The organism is Hyphomonas sp. CY54-11-8, from assembly GCF_000682735.1.
Taxonomy (GTDB): Bacteria; Pseudomonadota; Alphaproteobacteria; order Caulobacterales; family Hyphomonadaceae; genus Hyphomonas.
This window is the reverse complement of the sequence record NZ_AWFD01000004.1, coordinates 82,170-98,255: the sequence shown is the minus strand read 5'-3', so window position 1 is coordinate 98,255 and position 16,086 is coordinate 82,170. Positions and strand designations below refer to the sequence as shown.

At 60.3% G+C, this 16,086-nt stretch carries 13 protein-coding genes; 12 read left to right on the top strand and 1 reads right to left on the bottom strand.

All coding sequences use genetic code 11. The annotated features are described in order from the left end of the window. Window positions 1-44 precede the first annotated feature (44 nt). Window positions 45-305, top strand: coding sequence for a succinate dehydrogenase assembly factor 2 (locus HY17_RS05570; protein ID WP_034763924.1), 261 nt, complete (start codon window positions 45-47; stop codon window positions 303-305). A gap of 52 nt (window positions 306-357) precedes the next feature. Next, entirely contained in the window at window positions 358-3,819 is a 3,462-nt protein-coding gene (mfd, locus tag HY17_RS05565) for a transcription-repair coupling factor (protein WP_034763922.1), read from the top strand. On the opposite strand, the gene HY17_RS05560 is transcribed toward mfd, so the two are convergent. After that, window positions 3,816-5,066 carry a hypothetical protein gene (locus tag HY17_RS05560; protein WP_034763919.1) on the bottom strand — a complete coding sequence of 417 codons (1,251 nt, stop codon included), beginning with the start codon at window positions 5,064-5,066 and terminating at the stop codon, window positions 3,816-3,818. The two genes, mfd and HY17_RS05560, sit on opposite strands and share 4 nt — an antisense overlap. 114 nt (window positions 5,067-5,180) lie before the next feature. On the opposite strand from HY17_RS05560, the gene HY17_RS05555 reads away from it, so the two are divergent. The 10 genes from HY17_RS05555 (at window position 5,181) to lpdA (ending at window position 16,061) form a co-directional block, all read left to right on the top strand. After that, the gene (locus HY17_RS05555) at window positions 5,181-6,281 is read left to right on the top strand and encodes a CaiB/BaiF CoA-transferase family protein (protein ID WP_034764084.1); all 1,101 of its coding nucleotides are present in this window, start codon (window positions 5,181-5,183) and stop codon (window positions 6,279-6,281) included. Continuing rightward, entirely contained in the window at window positions 6,278-7,018 is a 741-nt protein-coding gene (locus HY17_RS05550; RefSeq protein WP_034763915.1) for a histidine phosphatase family protein, read from the top strand. The genes HY17_RS05555 and HY17_RS05550 overlap by 4 nt, the downstream gene beginning before the upstream one ends. Window positions 7,019-7,278: 260 nt before the next feature. Continuing rightward, the gene (locus HY17_RS05545; RefSeq protein WP_034763911.1) at window positions 7,279-8,538 is read left to right on the top strand and encodes a dipeptidase; all 1,260 of its coding nucleotides are present in this window, start codon (window positions 7,279-7,281) and stop codon (window positions 8,536-8,538) included. Window positions 8,539-8,669: 131 nt separating this feature from the next. Next, entirely contained in the window at window positions 8,670-8,855 is a 186-nt protein-coding gene (rpmF, locus tag HY17_RS05540; RefSeq protein WP_034763908.1) for a 50S ribosomal protein L32, read from the top strand. Between the two features lie 116 nt (window positions 8,856-8,971). Continuing rightward, window positions 8,972-10,252, top strand: coding sequence for a phosphopyruvate hydratase (gene eno / locus HY17_RS05535; protein WP_034763905.1), 1,281 nt, complete (start codon window positions 8,972-8,974; stop codon window positions 10,250-10,252). Window positions 10,253-10,323: 71 nt separating this feature from the next. Continuing rightward, complete coding sequence (locus HY17_RS05530; protein WP_034763903.1) at window positions 10,324-10,623, top strand: septum formation initiator family protein; 300 nt, start codon at window positions 10,324-10,326, stop codon at window positions 10,621-10,623. A gap of 64 nt (window positions 10,624-10,687) precedes the next feature. Beyond that, window positions 10,688-11,701 carry a pyruvate dehydrogenase (acetyl-transferring) E1 component subunit alpha gene (pdhA, locus tag HY17_RS05525; RefSeq protein ID WP_034763898.1) on the top strand — a complete coding sequence of 338 codons (1,014 nt, stop codon included), beginning with the start codon at window positions 10,688-10,690 and terminating at the stop codon, window positions 11,699-11,701. A 169-nt stretch (window positions 11,702-11,870) separates the two neighbouring features. Beyond that, complete coding sequence (locus HY17_RS05520) at window positions 11,871-13,256, top strand: pyruvate dehydrogenase complex E1 component subunit beta (protein WP_034763896.1); 1,386 nt, start codon at window positions 11,871-11,873, stop codon at window positions 13,254-13,256. 14 nt (window positions 13,257-13,270) lie between these two features. Then, the gene (locus tag HY17_RS05515; RefSeq protein ID WP_034763883.1) at window positions 13,271-14,629 is read left to right on the top strand and encodes a pyruvate dehydrogenase complex dihydrolipoamide acetyltransferase; all 1,359 of its coding nucleotides are present in this window, start codon (window positions 13,271-13,273) and stop codon (window positions 14,627-14,629) included. 16 nt (window positions 14,630-14,645) lie between these two features. Next, window positions 14,646-16,061: a dihydrolipoyl dehydrogenase gene (gene lpdA / locus HY17_RS05510; RefSeq protein WP_034763879.1), complete on the top strand. Its 1,416-nt coding sequence runs from the start codon at window positions 14,646-14,648 to the stop codon at window positions 16,059-16,061. Window positions 16,062-16,086 lie beyond the last annotated feature (25 nt).

The window sequence follows — 16,086 nt, the reverse complement described above, 5'->3', positions numbered from 1 at the left end:
GGCGGGAAAGGCCTTATGTCTTTGCCCAGACCAAGGAGCCGACCATGGATGCCCGCCGCCGCAAGCTGAAATTCCGCGCCTGGCGCCGGGGATTCCGGGAAATGGACCTCCTGATGGGCAGCTTCGCGGATCAACACCTTGATACCTATGATGAAACAGAACTCGATCAGTTCGAGGCGCTGCTGAACCTGCCCGATTGGGAAGTTTATGCCTGGCTGGTGGGCCAAGCCGATGTTTCCGACGATCAGCGCAGCCCGGTTCTGGACCAATTGATCGCATTCAAGTACGCCGCGCAGGCCGGTTGAGCAGACGCTTCGGCGACCGGGCTCACGGCCTAATTGCGTCTGAAGGTCTGGCATGACACCTGTCGAACTCCTGAAATCCCTGAGTGGTCCGGCTGCACTGGGCGGCGCCCCATTTGGCGCGGACCTGATGGCCTTTATCCCGGCGCTGCAGGCGCGAGGCGGAATAGGGGTTTATGTCGCCCGGGACGATAAAACTGCGGCCACCGCCCGGCGGTTGGCCGAATTCATTGCGCCGCGCCTCGATCAGGTGGATCTGCCCGGCTGGGACACGCTGCCCTACGACCGGGTCAGCCCAACAGCGAGCGTCGCTGCGCGCCGGTGCGCGGCACTCGCTCGGCTGTCGCGCTATGAGGCCGAGCAAGGACCTCTGCTTGTGGTGACGACGGCGACGTCGATCGTTCAGCGCGTGCCACCGCTTGAAACGATGCGGCGGTCGTCCTTCTCGATGACAGCAGGACAATCGGTCAGCCAGAAAGAGCTGAACGAATATCTCCTCGTGAACGGTTATGTCCGTGCCAGCACAGTACGGGAGCAGGGCGAATATGCGATCCGCGGCGGGATCATCGATATCTTTCCGCCCACAGCTGGCGAACCACTGCGCCTCGACTTCTTCGGCGACACGCTTGAGACGATCCGCACATTCGATACGGAATCCCAGCGGTCCACGGGCGATACGCGGTCGGTGGCATTTGCGCCGGTCAGTGAGATCCTGTTTGACGACGATGTGCTGAGCCGCTTCCGGGAGAAATACCTCGACGTGTTCGGACCGCCCTCCGGTGATCCGATGTATGAGGCGGCCCGAGCGTCAATCCGCCGGCAGGGGGTAGAGGCGTGGTTGCCGCTGTTCCACAAGTCGCTGGATACCCTGTTCGACTATATCGGCGCAGACGCACTGATCGGCTTTGGGCATCTTTCTGGCGAGGCGGCTGCCGAACGCCTGGCGCAAGCGATGGATTACTATCAGGCAAGACTCGAAGCTGGTGGCGGTGATGCCAGTGCAGCGAAAGTGCTGGCGCCTGAGCAGCTTTATCTCGACCCGGCGGAACTGGAGCAAGGCCTCAGCGCCCGCGCGGTTGCGCGCTTCAATCCTGCCGAACCTGCACCCGGTCACTACGACATGGAAGTGCGCCGGGGGCGGGACTTCGCGCCTGAACGAATGATGAGCCAGGAGAACATTTTCGAAGCTACGATTGCGCACACGAAGGACCTACAGAAATCCGGGCGTCACGTTGTGTTCGCCGCCTGGTCGACCGGTTCTGCAGATCGCCTGATCAATGTGCTCGCTGACCATGGTCTTGAAGACCTTGTCCAGGTGCATTCGCTGGAGGCGGCCCGGAAAGCGGAGACCTCCGTTGTCGAGATTCCATTGGAGACGGGATTCGTCACCAGTGATCTGGCTATTATTTCCGAAGCGGACATTCTGGGCGACCGCCTGGCCGCACCGCGCCGCAAGCGGAAGACAGCCAACTTCATCACAGATGCGGCCACTCTGAATGCTGGTGATCTCGTCGTTCACGTCGATCACGGGGTGGGGCGGTATGTTGGCCTGAAGACGCTGGAAGTCACAGGTGCACCGCACGACTGTCTCCAGCTGGAGTATGCGGGTGGAGACACGATCTTCCTGCCGGTCGAAAACATCGACCTGATTTCGCGTTACGGGTCCGAGGAGGCTGAAAGCCAACTTGACAGGCTCGGTGGTGCAGGGTGGCAGAACCGCAAGGCCAAAGCCAAGAAACGTATTCTGGAGATGGCAGCAGAGCTGATGGCGATCGCTGCAGCAAGGGAGCTCAAGCGTGCCGATGCGGTGAATGCCGGGCAGGGCATCTATGAGGAGTTTGCCGCACGCTTCCCATACGAGGAAACAGACGATCAGTTGAATGCCATCGAAGACGTTCTCGGAGACCTGGGTTCAGGCCGGCCGATGGATCGTCTGGTCTGCGGCGATGTCGGTTTCGGCAAGACTGAAGTTGCTCTGCGCGCCGCCTTCGTCGCGGCGATGAGCGGCAAGCAGGTGGCGGTTATCGCACCGACGACCTTGCTGGCGCGCCAGCACTTCAAGACATTCGAGGAGCGATTTGCCGGTTGGCCTCTCAAAGTCCGCCACCTGTCACGCCTTGTCGGTTCGAAAGAAGCTTCGGAAACCCGGGCGGGACTTACCGACGGCAACGTGGATGTGGTTGTCGGAACCCACGCGCTGCTCGCCAAGGGCATTGAGTTCAAGCGCCTCGGCCTGTTGATCGTGGACGAAGAGCAGCGCTTCGGTGTGAAGCACAAGGAACGCCTGAAGGAACTGAAGGCGGATGTTCACGTGTTGACACTGTCGGCGACGCCCATCCCACGGACGCTGCAGATGGCGCTCACGGGTATCCGTGATCTCTCAATCATCGCAACGCCGCCTGTCGACCGCCTATCGGTGCGGACCTACATCACTGAGGAAGACACGGTCACACTTCGCGAAGCACTCTTGCGAGAAAAATATCGCGGTGGACAGGCCTTCTTTGTGGCGCCGCGCATCCAGGATCTCGACAAGCTGGAACGGTTCCTGTCTGAGAACGTACCCGAGGTGTCATTCATCGTCGCGCACGGCCAGATGGGCGCAGGTGAACTGGAAGACATCATGACGGCCTTCTATGAAGGCAAGTACGACGTCCTTCTGTCGACGACGATCGTTGAAAGCGGCCTAGATATTCCGCGTGCGAACACCTTGATTATTCACCGCGCCGACATGTTCGGCTTAGCCCAACTCTATCAGTTGCGCGGCCGCGTCGGCCGGTCGAAGCTTCGCGCCTATGCTTATTTCACCACGCCACGGGACAAGGTCATCACCGAGACGGCAGAACGCCGCCTGCGTGTGCTTCAGTCGCTCGACAGTCTTGGGGCAGGTTTCCAGTTGGCGAGCCACGACCTCGACATGCGCGGCTCGGGTAACCTGCTGGGAGACCAGCAGTCCGGACATGTGCGTGAGGTTGGCGTCGAGCTCTACCAGTCCATGCTGGAAGACGCGGTAAACGCGTTGAAAGCTGGTGCACAGGGTGATGATGACGTGGCCGACGACTGGTCACCACAGATCAATATGGGTGTCGCGGTTCTGATCCCGGAAGAATATGTCGAAGACCTGTCGATCCGCCTGTCGCTTTATCGGCGCCTGTCAGAGATCTCGACGAGCCAGGAACGGGAAGGCTTTGCCGCGGAACTGATCGACCGGTTTGGCCCGTTGCCCGAAGCAACAAAGCAGCTTCTTGAAGTGACCGCGATCAAGGTTCAGTGCAAATCGCTCGGCATCGAAAAGCTCGATGCAGGGGACAAGGGCGCTGTGTTTGCCTTCCGGCAGGATACTGTGCTGGATCCGGCACGCCTGATGGAAATTGTTCGCTCCCGTCCGAATGTCTTGCGCCTTCGGCCGGATTCGAAGCTGGTACACTCATTTACGGGCGGCGATGCAGCCACACGGCTCGGCCGGGTCCGGGCTTTCCTCAAGGAACTGGAAGCAGTCGCGGGCCTGGTTGGCGCCTAGGCGGCGTATTCACGTGTGTACGGACCGGACAGTCCCTCGGCCAGGAGTGTGCCTGCCGTATGGTAGGACCGCTTCTCAACGACTCGCCAGCTCAGCCGCAGGCCTTCAAGCGCAGAGTTGCGCGCGAAGGCCTTCATGAGTCGCTCTGCTAGCCGCACGGCGCCCCGATAGGGAGTCAGAGGCGCGGACACGATGACCGTTCCGTTGCCAAAGTGGGCAATGCAGTCTGTGTCTCTCACGCATGTGCGGGTCACGCGGGCTAATTCTGGAAGCAAGGGGGTGAATTCCTCATCCAGTTTGATCGTCAGGACACAGAGTGGTTCGCCTCTTTCAGAAGAAAGGGAAATCTGGCGCTCAAGGTGTGACTTAATGAAGTTCCGGTGGAAGAGGCCGGTATCCGGATCAACGGACGGAGTTGCTTGCAATTGTGCCGGCAACACAGGTGCGCTTGCCGCGTGATGGCTGATGGCGCGAGAAATTCTTCCGGCAAGCGCCTCGGCATCACCAGACTGTTCGACGAGATCGGTGCTGACCATCAATGCGGCGAGGTGGGCTTCCGTCAGATCCGCGCCCGGTTGGGTAAGGACGAACAGGGGGGTGCCGGTCAGGGACGCTTCCGCGCGGCTCCAGTCGACATGATTGGCGGCATCGCCGCCGCCGGGGGTGAGGTCGGCCAGAAGGGCCGCGAAGCGTCCGGATTTCAGGTAGTCGGCAGCGGTCCGAAGGGTAAGGGCCGCAGTGACTGGAATATCATGCGCCTTGAGCGCAGCTCGCAATGAGAAGAAGCCAACGCCGCCATCTCCGAGATACAGAACCTCCGGGCGCCGTTCGGGGGGCGGGCTGATTTCGGCGGCGCCGAATTTCTCTGCGGTCTCCATGCGGATCCGGAATTCGGCCGTACGAGCCTGCCGCCGGACCAGCGAAGCGAGCCGGTGGCGCAACATGTCCAGGTCGCTGTCCCGGCTGACGATCAGCGCATCGACACCATCGGCAACCTGTGAGTCAGGTGTGAGCAGAACCAGCGGTCGCCGCTCTGCGCCGTCGCTCAGCCGGATGTCGCGTTCACGCAAGCCGACCGGCAGGCTTTCCAGATCTATGAGAAGGGGCTCAGTCGCGTCGAAATCAATCGGATCGCTGGCCGGGTAGGCGCGCATCCCGTGAGACCGGAGTCTGGTCAGAATCATCTCCAGCCGCGGGCCCGCGGCGGCGACCTCTATGGGAGGGTCGAGGAAAGACAGATCAATCATACGCTACTCTGAAACCGTCGCGACAGGCGACGTCGGGGTACCCCTTCCTTTTGGAGCGCGCCGCCTTAATGATCTGCTAATACCGAGATTACGGCTTAGAAAGGGAGTATGGAGATGGCTCAGGGACCTCTCAGCGGAGTGAAAATCGTAGAGTTTGCGGGAATCGGCCCTGGCCCCTTCTGCGGCATGCTCCTTTCAGACATGGGTGCGGACGTGATTCGAATCGACCGTCCGGGAGATGGCCGGCCGGGACGCGCCGCTGACGTGACGAGCCGCGGCCGCCGTTCGATCGGTCTCAACCTCAAGGATCCGGCAGACATTGAAGTCGCCCTGAAACTGCTCGAGCAGGCCGATGCCCTGATCGAAGGCTACCGTCCGGGTGTTATGGAACGTAATGGGCTGGGACCGGATGTCGTACTCGCCCGCAACCCGAACCTCGTTTACGGTCGCATGACCGGCTGGGGCCAGACCGGCGCGCTGTCTCATTCCGCCGGCCATGACCTGAACTATATCGCCATCACAGGCGCCCTCCATGCCATGGGTGATGGTGACGGCCGTCCGCGTCCGCCGCTGAACCTCGTTGGCGATTACGGCGGCGGTGCCCTCTATCTCGCAATGGGGGTTCTGGCAGGGATCATCAATGTGAAGAATGGCGGCAAAGGCCAGGTCATCGACGTCGCCATGTCGGATGGTGCCGCATCGCTTGCGGCAATGTTCTACGGCATGAAGGCTGCGGGCATCTGGACCGACGACCGCGAAGCCAACATGCTCGATGGCGGTGCGCACTTCTACGATACGTACGAGTGTGCCGATGGCAAGTGGATCTCCCTCGGCTCCATCGAGCCGCAATTCTACGCCATCCTGCGTGAGAAGGCGGGGCTGACCGATCCGGCGTTCGACGCCCAGATGGACAAGTCCAAATGGCCGGAACTCAAGAAGAAGGTCATGGACGTCATCAAGACGAAGACGCGCGACGAATGGTGCGAAATCATGGAAGGCACCGACATCTGTTTCGCGCCGGTTCTCTCCATGTCCGAAGCCCCGAAATACAAGCACAACTCCGATCGCGATACGTTCATTGAACTCGAAGGTGTGGTTCAACCAGCGCCGGCGCCGCGTTTCTCCGAAACGCCCGGCGCAGTGCAACGCCGTCCGGCCGGACTTGGTGAGCACACGGATGAAATCCTGAAGGATTGGGGCGTTTCCCGGGGATGAGTGCACTTCCCGGAACGACAGGCCGGCGCCGCATCTATCTGATGCGGCACGGCTTCGTTGATTATACGTCTGAAGAAGTCCGCCGGACGCGCGACCCGTCCATTGTCAGCCTGACCCCTGAGGGTGAAGAAGAGGCGAAGGCGGCGGGAGCGGCCTTGTCGGAGGTTCATTTTGATCTTGCGATCTGTTCCGGTCTGAAGCGGACGCGCCAGACAGCCGAAATCGTGCTGGCGGAACACCCGGACGCACCCGAACTGGAAGTCGAAGAACGGTTCCAGGAGTTGCGGTCCGGCCAATACATCAATTTCAGCTCCGCAGAGCATCTTGCGGCGACGATGACTTTCCTGTTCGAGCAGGCAGGAGAACCTGACGCAGAATTCCTGCCGGGCGGTGAGAAATTCTCCGACGCGATGGTTCGCATCATGGACGGTCTGACAGACCTGCTGATGCGACCGGGCTGGGCGTCAGCATTGGTCGTGGCACATGAAGTCGTGAACCGGATGGTGCTGGCGTCGGTCATTGGTGCGCCGCTCGGCGCCAGTGCGGGGTTTGAGCAGGACACCGGGTGCGTCAACATCATCGATTTTGATCTCGTTCCGGACGAGTCCGGCAATCGGACAAAGATCGAGCGAGGAATGATCAAGGCGGTCAATCTTACACCCGCGAACTACCTCAAGAACGGTATGAACCTGCGGAGTGTGGAGGCCATTTTCACGCGCGCAGACACCGATTCGTGAACTGGTTGTAATGCCCGTTTGATCACTCGCCTGAAAGGTGAACGGAACACAACAAGTGGGCCGCCATCCTGTTCAGACTCACTTCGCTAGAAATATCGATGTCGGCCGGGAGCCTCGGCTGCTTGCAAAGGCATCAGGTCGACGTCCTTCTTGCTAAACCTTAGCCGCTCCCCCGGGAGCGGCCTTTTTCTGCTGCCGGGTTTCTTGCCACGCTGTCATGAGCCTCTACGGTTCGCGCAGCATTGGAAGGAAAGACTCACATGCGCAAAATGCTCCTGGCTGTGTCAGCCATCGCACTTCTGGGTGCCTGTGCCCCGAAAGCCGCTGAAACCGAACCGACCGCGCCCGACGAAGCCGTCGAGGCCGCCACACCGGCAGAGATTCACGAAAGCCTGATGGTGTTCGATTCCCACCTCGACACGCCAGCCAACCTGTCCAAGCCGGATTTCGACATCATGGCGGACAATCCCACTGAGATCGGTTCTGTGCAGGTGGACGTGCCCAAGATGGATCGCGGCGGCCTGGATGGCGGTTTCTGGGTGATCTTTACGCCTCAGGGGCCTCTGACAGAGGAAGCCTATGATGCGGCGTTCAAGGCGGCGTCCGCGCGCCAGGACGAAATCCTGAAAATGGTGGCGGATCATCCCGACGCGTTCGAGTTGGCCTATACCGCTGACGATGCGGAGCGCATTGCGGCCTCCGGGAAGAAGGTGGTCCTGCAGTCGATCGAGAACAGCTATCCGCTGATGCTCGACGCTTCCAATCTGAAGACTTTCTATGACAAGGGTGTTCGGATGGTGGGCCTGATCCACTTTCGTGACAACCAGTTCGGCGGTAGCGCAACGGACTTCACGAGCCCTGACGACACGGGCCTGACAGACCTCGGAAAAGAGCTCGTGCGCGAAGCAAACCGCTTGGGCATGGTGGTCGATGGGTCTCACTCGTCCGACGCATCGGTGAAGGACATGATAGAGTTGTCCACGACACCGGTCATTCTGACCCACACGGGCCTCAAATCTGTCTACGACCATCCGCGGAACATCACCGACGACTTCCTCAAGGAAATCGCGGCGCAGGGCGGCGTCATCCAGATCAACGCTTACAGCGGCTACCTGGAAGAACTGGAAGATTCGCCGAAGCGGCGAGCCGCGCTGGAGGAACTCCAGTCCGAATTTGAGGGCGTGAACCCATTTACCGCCGACGATGAAACAAAAGCCCGCTACATGGAGCGGATGCAGGCCATCAACGCCGAATTCCCGCCACCGCGCTCGACTTTTGAGAAATTCATGGAGCACATGCTCCGCGCGCTCGAACTGGTTGGCCCGGATCATGTCGGCATGGGTGCGGACTGGGACGGCGGCGGCGGTGTGACCGGCATGGAAGATGTCTCCTTCCTTCCGAAAGTCACCGAGCGTCTGCTTGAGGAGGGCTATACCGAGGAAGACCTGGCCAAGATCTGGGGTGGCAACCTGATGCGTGTGCTGCGTCAGGCGGAAGCTGCGAAGGAAACTACGGAATAGGGCGGATCGGCCGGGCTGAAGAAAAGCCCGGCCGGATGACGCTGAAGCCTTGCAAAGTCCGATTCGGCTCTGTAAGACGCGCGTTTCCAATTCACATGTGCCTTCTGGCGCAACAACTCCGGATACCTGTCATGGCAGTCCCAAAGAGTAAGAAATCGAAATCCCGCCGCGGCATGCGCCGTGCGCATGACCGTCTGTCGATGAATACCTACATCGAAGATGCGAACTCCGGCGAGCTGCGCCGCCCGCACCACATCGACCTGAAGTCGGGTGAGTATCGCGGCCGCCAGGTCCTCGAGCCGCGCGACGATATCTAGCATTTACCGGCTGTTGCGCTTTCTGGCGCAGCCGACTAAGGCTTCAGGCGCCTCCTGCCAGCGGGTAGGGGGCGCCTTGCATTTTGGCCAGATAAAACACGGAAAGCCTGACATCCATGAGCGAGATCATTGACATCCACGCCCGCGAAATCCTCGACAGCCGGGGCAATCCGACCGTCGAAGTCGATGTGACCCTGGACGACGGTTCCACCGGCCGCGCCGCTGTCCCGTCGGGTGCCTCTACCGGCGCCTATGAGGCCCACGAACAGCGCGACGGAGACAAGGACCGCTACCTCGGCAAGGGCGTCCTGAAGGCCGTCGATGCCGTGAATGGCGAGATCTGCAACGAACTCACCGGTCTCGACGCCACCGATCAGCGTATGCTCGACATGCTGATGATCGACCTTGATGGCACGGACAACAAATCCCGCCTTGGCGCTAACGCCATCCTTGGCGTCTCGCTGGCGCTCGCCAAGGCCGCGGCGGAATATACCGCCATGCCGCTTTACCGCTATGTCGGCGGCCCGAACGCGCGTGTCCTGCCGACACCGATGATGAACATCATCAATGGCGGCGCACACGCGGACAATCCGATCGACATCCAGGAATTCATGATCATGCCGGTCAGCGCGGAAAGCATGTCCGACGCTGTCCGCATGGGCGCCGAGGTCTTCCACGCCCTCAAGAAAACGCTGCACGATGCCGGCCACAACACGAACGTGGGCGATGAAGGCGGTTTCGCGCCGAACCTTGCCTCCACCGACGAAGCCATCGGCTTCATCATGAAGTCCATCGAGAAGGCAGGCTACACGCCGGGCGAAGATATCGCGCTGGCCCTCGATGCGGCTTCCACCGAATTCTACAAGAACGGCAAGTATGAGCTGGCCGGCGAAGGCAAATCGCTCGGTTCCGACGAGTTTGCCGCTTACCTGGCCGATCTTTGCGCCCGTTATCCAATCGTTTCCATCGAAGACGGCATGGCCGAAGACGACTGGGATGGCTGGATCTCCCTGACCAATTCCATCGGCGACCGCGTCCAGCTGGTCGGTGACGACCTGTTCGTGACCAATCCGGACCGTCTGTCCATCGGCCTCCAGAAGGGCGCTGCCAACTCGATCCTCGTGAAGGTCAACCAGATCGGCACGCTGTCGGAAACGCTCGACGCCGTGGAACTGGCGCATCTGCATGGCTACACGGCCGTCATGTCTCACCGCTCCGGCGAGACCGAAGACTCGACCATTGCAGACCTCGCCGTCGCCACGAATTGCGGTCAGATCAAAACCGGTTCGCTGTCGCGCTCCGACCGGATCGCCAAGTACAACCAGCTGATCCGGATTGAGGAAGAGCTGGGCCCGGTTGGCATCTATGCCGGCCGCTCGCGTATCAACGCTGAATAATAGCTGTTGAGGGCGGCTCCCCGCGAGCCGTCCTCACCCTCTCTTAACCAAAACACGCCAAGCTTTAACCCATGACCTCCCGACTCGAGGCCTTGGGCCTTTGCCTTGTGATTCTCTACTTCGCCTACCACGCCTTTGCGGGGGAGAAGGGCCTTGGCCGTTGGACCGATGCGCAGATAGAGCTGCAGGACCGGAAGGCCGAACTGGCCCAGATCAACGGTGAAATAGAGCATTTGCGCAGCGATATCCGTCGCCTGACGCCTGGTTCTGTCGACCCTGACTATGTGGAAGCCTTGGCCCGACAGAAGCTCGCTTTTGTCTATCCGGACGAGGTTGTTCTCCTCGCATCGGACACCACCTCTGCAAAATGACATAGCTGGTTGGGCTTGCCCCCGCGGTACAGTCCCCACATAACGGCCATAGGCAGGAGGACCCATGGCTACAAAACCCAAGAGTTCAAAAAAAGTACCCACTAAAGCGGGTAAAGACGAAATTCTCAAATACTACCGCGACATGCTGCTCATCCGGCGTTTCGAGGAGAAAGCCGGCCAACTCTATGGCATGGGCAAGATCGCGGGGTTCTGTCACCTCTATATCGGACAGGAAGCCGTCGTGACCGGCGTGCAAGCCTGCCTGAAGGATGGCGACCAGGTCATCACCGGATATCGCGATCACGGCCATATGCTGGCCTGCGGTCTGGACCCGAAAGGCGTCATGGCCGAACTGACCGGGCGGAGCGGCGGCTTGTCGAAAGGCAAGGGCGGCTCGATGCACATGTTCTCGAAGGAAAAGAACTTCTATGGCGGCCATGGCATCGTTGGGGCGCAGGTGCCGATTGGCACAGGCCTCGGCTTTGCCAACAAGTATCGCGGCACCGACAATGTCTCAGTGGCATATTTCGGCGACGGCGCCTCGAACCAGGGCCAGGTCTACGAATCCTTCAACATGGCGTCGCTGTGGGACCTGCCGGTCGTCTATGTGATCGAGAACAACATGTACGCCATGGGCACGAGCGTGGACCGGGCCTCTGCCGAGACTGAGCTCTTCAAACGCGGCATCTCTTTCGAGATCGAAGGAGAAGAAGTCGACGGCATGGATGTGCTGGCCGTGCGTGAAGCCGGTGAGCGCGCCGTGAAATATGCGCGCTCCGGCAAAGGCCCCTATATCCTCGAAATGAAGACCTACCGCTATCGCGGCCACTCAATGTCCGACCCGGCGAAATACCGGAAGCGGGAAGAAGTGGACGACGTGCGCAGTCATCACGACCCGATCGATGGCCTGAAAAAGCACATTCTTGAAGTCGGGCATGCTGACGAGACCGAACTCAAGAAGATCGACAACGAGATCAAGGCAATCGTCAAGGAAGCCGCCGACTTCTCGCTCGAAAGCCCAGAACCCGATCCGAGTGAACTGTGGACCGACGTATTGAAAGATGCGGAGGTCGCGTGAAGACAGGAACTGGCCGGTTCCCCACGCATTCTGTTTCAAGGGCCTTTTCAGGCCAGTGGAGGATTAGTGCGATGACGGATGACCTGTTTGAAGGTCACGCCATGGGCGCGGCACATGACGCTGTGCGCCAGATCGTGCAGAAAACCAACATGATTTCCGGAGCCTTTTGATGTCCGTTGATATTCTCATGCCCGCCCTGTCTCCGACGATGGAAGAGGGCACGCTTTCCAAATGGCTCAAGAAGGAAGGCGACACGATCTCTTCCGGTGATGTCATTGCTGAAATCGAAACCGACAAGGCGACGATGGAGGTCGAAGCCGTCGATGAAGGCACGCTCGCCAAGATCCTCGTGCCGGCAGGTACCGAAGGCGTGAAGGTGAATGCCGTGATCGCCGTCCTAGCAGAAGACGGCGAGGATGCAGGCAGCGTCACGGCTAAAAAAGCGCCTGACAGCGGTCCCGTGCCTGAGACCGAAAAGAAAGACGAAACGCCCGCTTCCGAAGGCGCCACCGCGCCGGATGCACCAGAGGTCAAAGTGCTCTCAGATCCCTCCATTCCGGAAGGCACGAGCTTTACCGAGACGACCGTCCGGGATGCTCTGCGCGATGCGATGGCTGAAGAGATGCGCCGGGACGAGGATGTCTTCCTGATGGGCGAGGAAGTCGCTCAGTATCAGGGCGCCTACAAAGTCTCCCGTGAATTGCTGCAGGAATTCGGTGACCGCCGCGTGGTCGACACGCCGATTACGGAGCACGGCTTCGCCGGTCTCGGCGTCGGCGCGGCCTTTGCCGGCCTGAAGCCGATTGTCGAATTCATGACCTTCAACTTCGCTATGCAGGCCATCGATCAGATTGTGAACTCTGCCGCCAAGACGCGCTATATGTCAGGCGGGCAGATGGGCTGTCCCATTGTTTTCCGCGGCCCGAACGGAGCCGCAGCCCGCGTCGGGGCGCAGCACAGTCAGGACTACTCCTCCTGGTATGGCCACATTCCGGGTCTGAAAGTCGTTGCGCCTTATGATGCCGCCGACGCGAAAGGCCTGCTAAAAGCCGCCATCCGCGACCCGAACCCGGTCATCTTCCTTGAACATGAATTGCTTTATGGCAATTCCTTCCCGGTGCCGGATCTTGATGACTATGTCCTGCCGATCGGCAAGGCCGCCATCAAACGTCAGGGGACGGATGTGACGCTGGTAGCGCATTCCCGAATGGTCGGTTTCGCGCTGGAAGCCGCAGAGAAACTTGCGGAGCAGGGGATCGACGCCGAAGTCGTTGACCTGCGCACGATCCGCCCGCTGGATACGGACACGATCATCGAAAGCGTGAAGAAGACGAACCGCATCGTCTGCTGCGAAGAAGGCTGGCGCTTCATGGGGGTCGGCGCAGAGATTGCCGCCACGGTGACGGCCGAAGCCTTCGATTATCTCGATGCCCCGCCGGCCCGCGTGCACCAGAAAGACGTACCGCTGCCCTACGCCGCCAACCTCGAAGCCCTGAGCCTGCCGAACGCCGACGACATCGTCGAGGCGGCGCTCAAGGTCTGCTACGTGAAGTAAGGGGACGAGAAGCCATGTCCATCAACATTACCATGCCGGCTCTTTCTCCCACGATGGAAGAAGGCACGCTGTCCAAATGGCTCGTCAAGGAAGGCGATACGATCGCCTCCGGTGACGTCATCGCCGAGATCGAAACCGACAAAGCCACGATGGAAGTCGAGGCGGTGGATGAAGGCACCATCGCGAAGCTCCTCGTTCCGGCCGGGACCGAAGGCGTGAAGGTCAACGCCGTGATCGCCGTCCTGGCGGAAGAGGGCGAGGATGCCACCTCGGTTGAGGTGCCGGAGGCGAAGGCTGCGCCGCAGCCTGACAAAGAGGCTAAGAAAGAGTCATCTGAAGACACGAAGAAGTCCGAAGAAAGCAGGGCTAAGTCCGATATAGTCATGGCGAAGTCCGATAAAGTCGGTGGTAGTCAGGGCAAAAAAGAGCTGGCGACCACGCCGCTGCCGTCCGCCAACACCGCCGATGGACGTATCAAGGCGAGCCCGCTGGCCCGCAGGATCGCGGACATGAAAGGCATCGACCTGTCGGCCATTTCAGGCACAGGTCCGCGTGGGCGCATCATCAAGCGCGATGTCGAAAACGCGAAGCCAGGCGCCGCGTCCGCTGCAGCAACTGCAACAGCACCGAAGCCGGATGGCCTGATCCTGCCGCAAGTGCTGGACGACCGGATCTATGCGCCCGACAGCTATGAGCTGAAGCCGCTAGACGGCATGCGCAAGACGGTCGCGCGCCGCCTTACCGAGAGCTTCATGCAGGTGCCGCACTTCCCGCTGAATGTGGACCTCAACATCGACCGGCTACTCGCCTCACGATCTGCAATAAATGCTGCAGCTGAGAAGGGCGTGAAAATCTCCGTCAACGACATGCTGATCAAGGCCGCCGCCCTCGCCCTGATGGACGAGCCGGACTGCAATGCCAGCTACACCGACAAGGGCATTGCCTATCACAAGCACGCCAATGTCTCGGTCGCCGTGGCCATCGATGGCGGCCTGATCACCCCGGTGATTTTCGAGGCGGAAGAGAAGGGCCTTGCCGAAATATCAAAAGAAATGAAGGATCTGGCCGAGCGCGCCCGGGACCGGAAACTGAAGCCGCAGGAATATATCGGCGGCACATTCTCGATCTCGAATCTCGGCATGTTCGGCATCAAATCCTTCGCCTCCATCATCAACCCGCCAGAGGGCATGATCCTCTCCGTCGGCGCCGGCGAGAAACGCGCCGTTGTGAACGCCAAGGGCAATGTCGAAGCCGCAACGATCATGACCGTCACGCTGACCTGCGACCACCGCGTGATCGGCGGCGCAGAAGGCGCGAAATGGCTCCAGGCCTTCAAGCGTTACGTAGAAACACCTGAAGCGATGCTTCTCTAGGCCGGAAGGGAATTCCATGAGCACCCAGTACGACCTTATCGTCATCGGTTCCGGCCCCGGCGGCTATGTCACCGCAATCCGGGCGAGCCAACTCGGCATGAAGACGGTCATCGTGGAGCGTGACGCGCTCGGAGGCATCTGCCTGAACTGGGGCTGTATTCCCACCAAGGCGTTGCTGCGCTCGGCCGAGGTGCTCTATCTCGCCAAGCATGCCAAGGATTTCGGCCTCGTCATCGACAAGGCAGACTTTGATCTGGAAGCGGTCGTGAAGCGCTCGCGTGGCGTGGCGAGCCAACTCTCGAACGGCGTGAAGTTCCTCATGAAGAAGAACAAGATCGACGTTCTCGAAGGCACAGCGCGGCTGGAGAAGGGCGCGCCGGCCCCCAAGGTGATCGTGAAGGGCAAGGATGGGAAAGACACGTCCTACCAGTCCAAACACGTCATCCTCGCAACCGGCGCCCGCGCGCGGGACATTCCGCAAGCCGGCCTCGTCGCCGACGGCAAGCTCGTCTGGACCTATCGCGAGGCCATGACGCCGGACGTGATGCCGAAGCGCCTGTTGGTCATCGGCTCCGGCGCCATCGGGATAGAATTCGCGAGCTTCTATAATGAACTTGGTTCGGAAACGACAGTCGTCGAAGTCATGGACCGTATCCTGCCGGTGGAAGACGAGGAAATCTCGAAACACGCCGAGAAGGAATTCAAGAAGCAGGGGATGAAGATCCTGACCAGCACGCAGGTCGGCAATCTGAAGCCCGGCAAGAACACCGTCACCGCCGAGATCACCGGCAAGGACGGCAAGAAGGTGACGCAGGAATTCGACCGCGTCATTCTCGCCGTCGGCATTGTCGGCAATGTCGAGAATCTCGGCCTCGAAACCCTCGGCGCAAAGATCGACAAGACGCACGTCGTGGTTGACGGACATGGCAAGACCGGTGTGCCCGGCCTCTATGCAATTGGCGACCTGACCGGCCCGCCCTGGCTTGCCCACAAGGCCAGCCATGAGGGAGTGATGTGCGTTGAGGGGATCGCCGGCAAAGGCCATGGCGAGAAGTTCGATCCGTGGAATGTCCCGGGCTGTACCTATTCGCATCCGCAAGTCGCGAGCGTCGGACTCACAGAAAAAGCGGCGAAGGAGAAGGGCTACGACATCAAGGTCGGCCGTTTCCCCTTCATCGGAAACGGCAAAGCAATAGCCCTCGGCGCGCCAGACGGCTTCGTGAAGACCGTTTTCGACAAGAAGACCGGCGAACTCCTGGGGGCCCACATGGTCGGCGCGGAGGTCACGGAGCTGATCCAGGGCTATGTCATCGCCCGGCAAGGTGAACTGACGGAGCAGGACCTCGCTCACACCGTGTTCCCGCATCCGACCTTGTCGGAAATGATGCACGAATCGGTGCTCGACGCGGAAGGCCGCGTCCTCCACATCTAGGCCTCAACAGCGGCTTTCTTGCCCT

Coding starts and splice junctions, on each gene's coding strand:
- HY17_RS05570 (WP_034763924.1), top strand. CDS start 45: ATGGATGCCCGCCGCCGCAAGCTGAAATTCCGCGCCTGGCGCCGGGGA.
- mfd (WP_034763922.1), top strand. CDS start 358: ATGACACCTGTCGAACTCCTGAAATCCCTGAGTGGTCCGGCTGCACTG.
- HY17_RS05560 (WP_034763919.1), bottom strand. CDS start 5,066: ATGATTGATCTGTCTTTCCTCGACCCTCCCATAGAGGTCGCCGCCGCG.
- HY17_RS05555 (WP_034764084.1), top strand. CDS start 5,181: ATGGCTCAGGGACCTCTCAGCGGAGTGAAAATCGTAGAGTTTGCGGGA.
- HY17_RS05550 (WP_034763915.1), top strand. CDS start 6,278: ATGAGTGCACTTCCCGGAACGACAGGCCGGCGCCGCATCTATCTGATG.
- HY17_RS05545 (WP_034763911.1), top strand. CDS start 7,279: ATGCGCAAAATGCTCCTGGCTGTGTCAGCCATCGCACTTCTGGGTGCC.
- rpmF (WP_034763908.1), top strand. CDS start 8,670: ATGGCAGTCCCAAAGAGTAAGAAATCGAAATCCCGCCGCGGCATGCGC.
- eno (WP_034763905.1), top strand. CDS start 8,972: ATGAGCGAGATCATTGACATCCACGCCCGCGAAATCCTCGACAGCCGG.
- HY17_RS05530 (WP_034763903.1), top strand. CDS start 10,324: ATGACCTCCCGACTCGAGGCCTTGGGCCTTTGCCTTGTGATTCTCTAC.
- pdhA (WP_034763898.1), top strand. CDS start 10,688: ATGGCTACAAAACCCAAGAGTTCAAAAAAAGTACCCACTAAAGCGGGT.
- HY17_RS05520 (WP_034763896.1), top strand. CDS start 11,871: ATGTCCGTTGATATTCTCATGCCCGCCCTGTCTCCGACGATGGAAGAG.
- HY17_RS05515 (WP_034763883.1), top strand. CDS start 13,271: ATGTCCATCAACATTACCATGCCGGCTCTTTCTCCCACGATGGAAGAA.
- lpdA (WP_034763879.1), top strand. CDS start 14,646: ATGAGCACCCAGTACGACCTTATCGTCATCGGTTCCGGCCCCGGCGGC.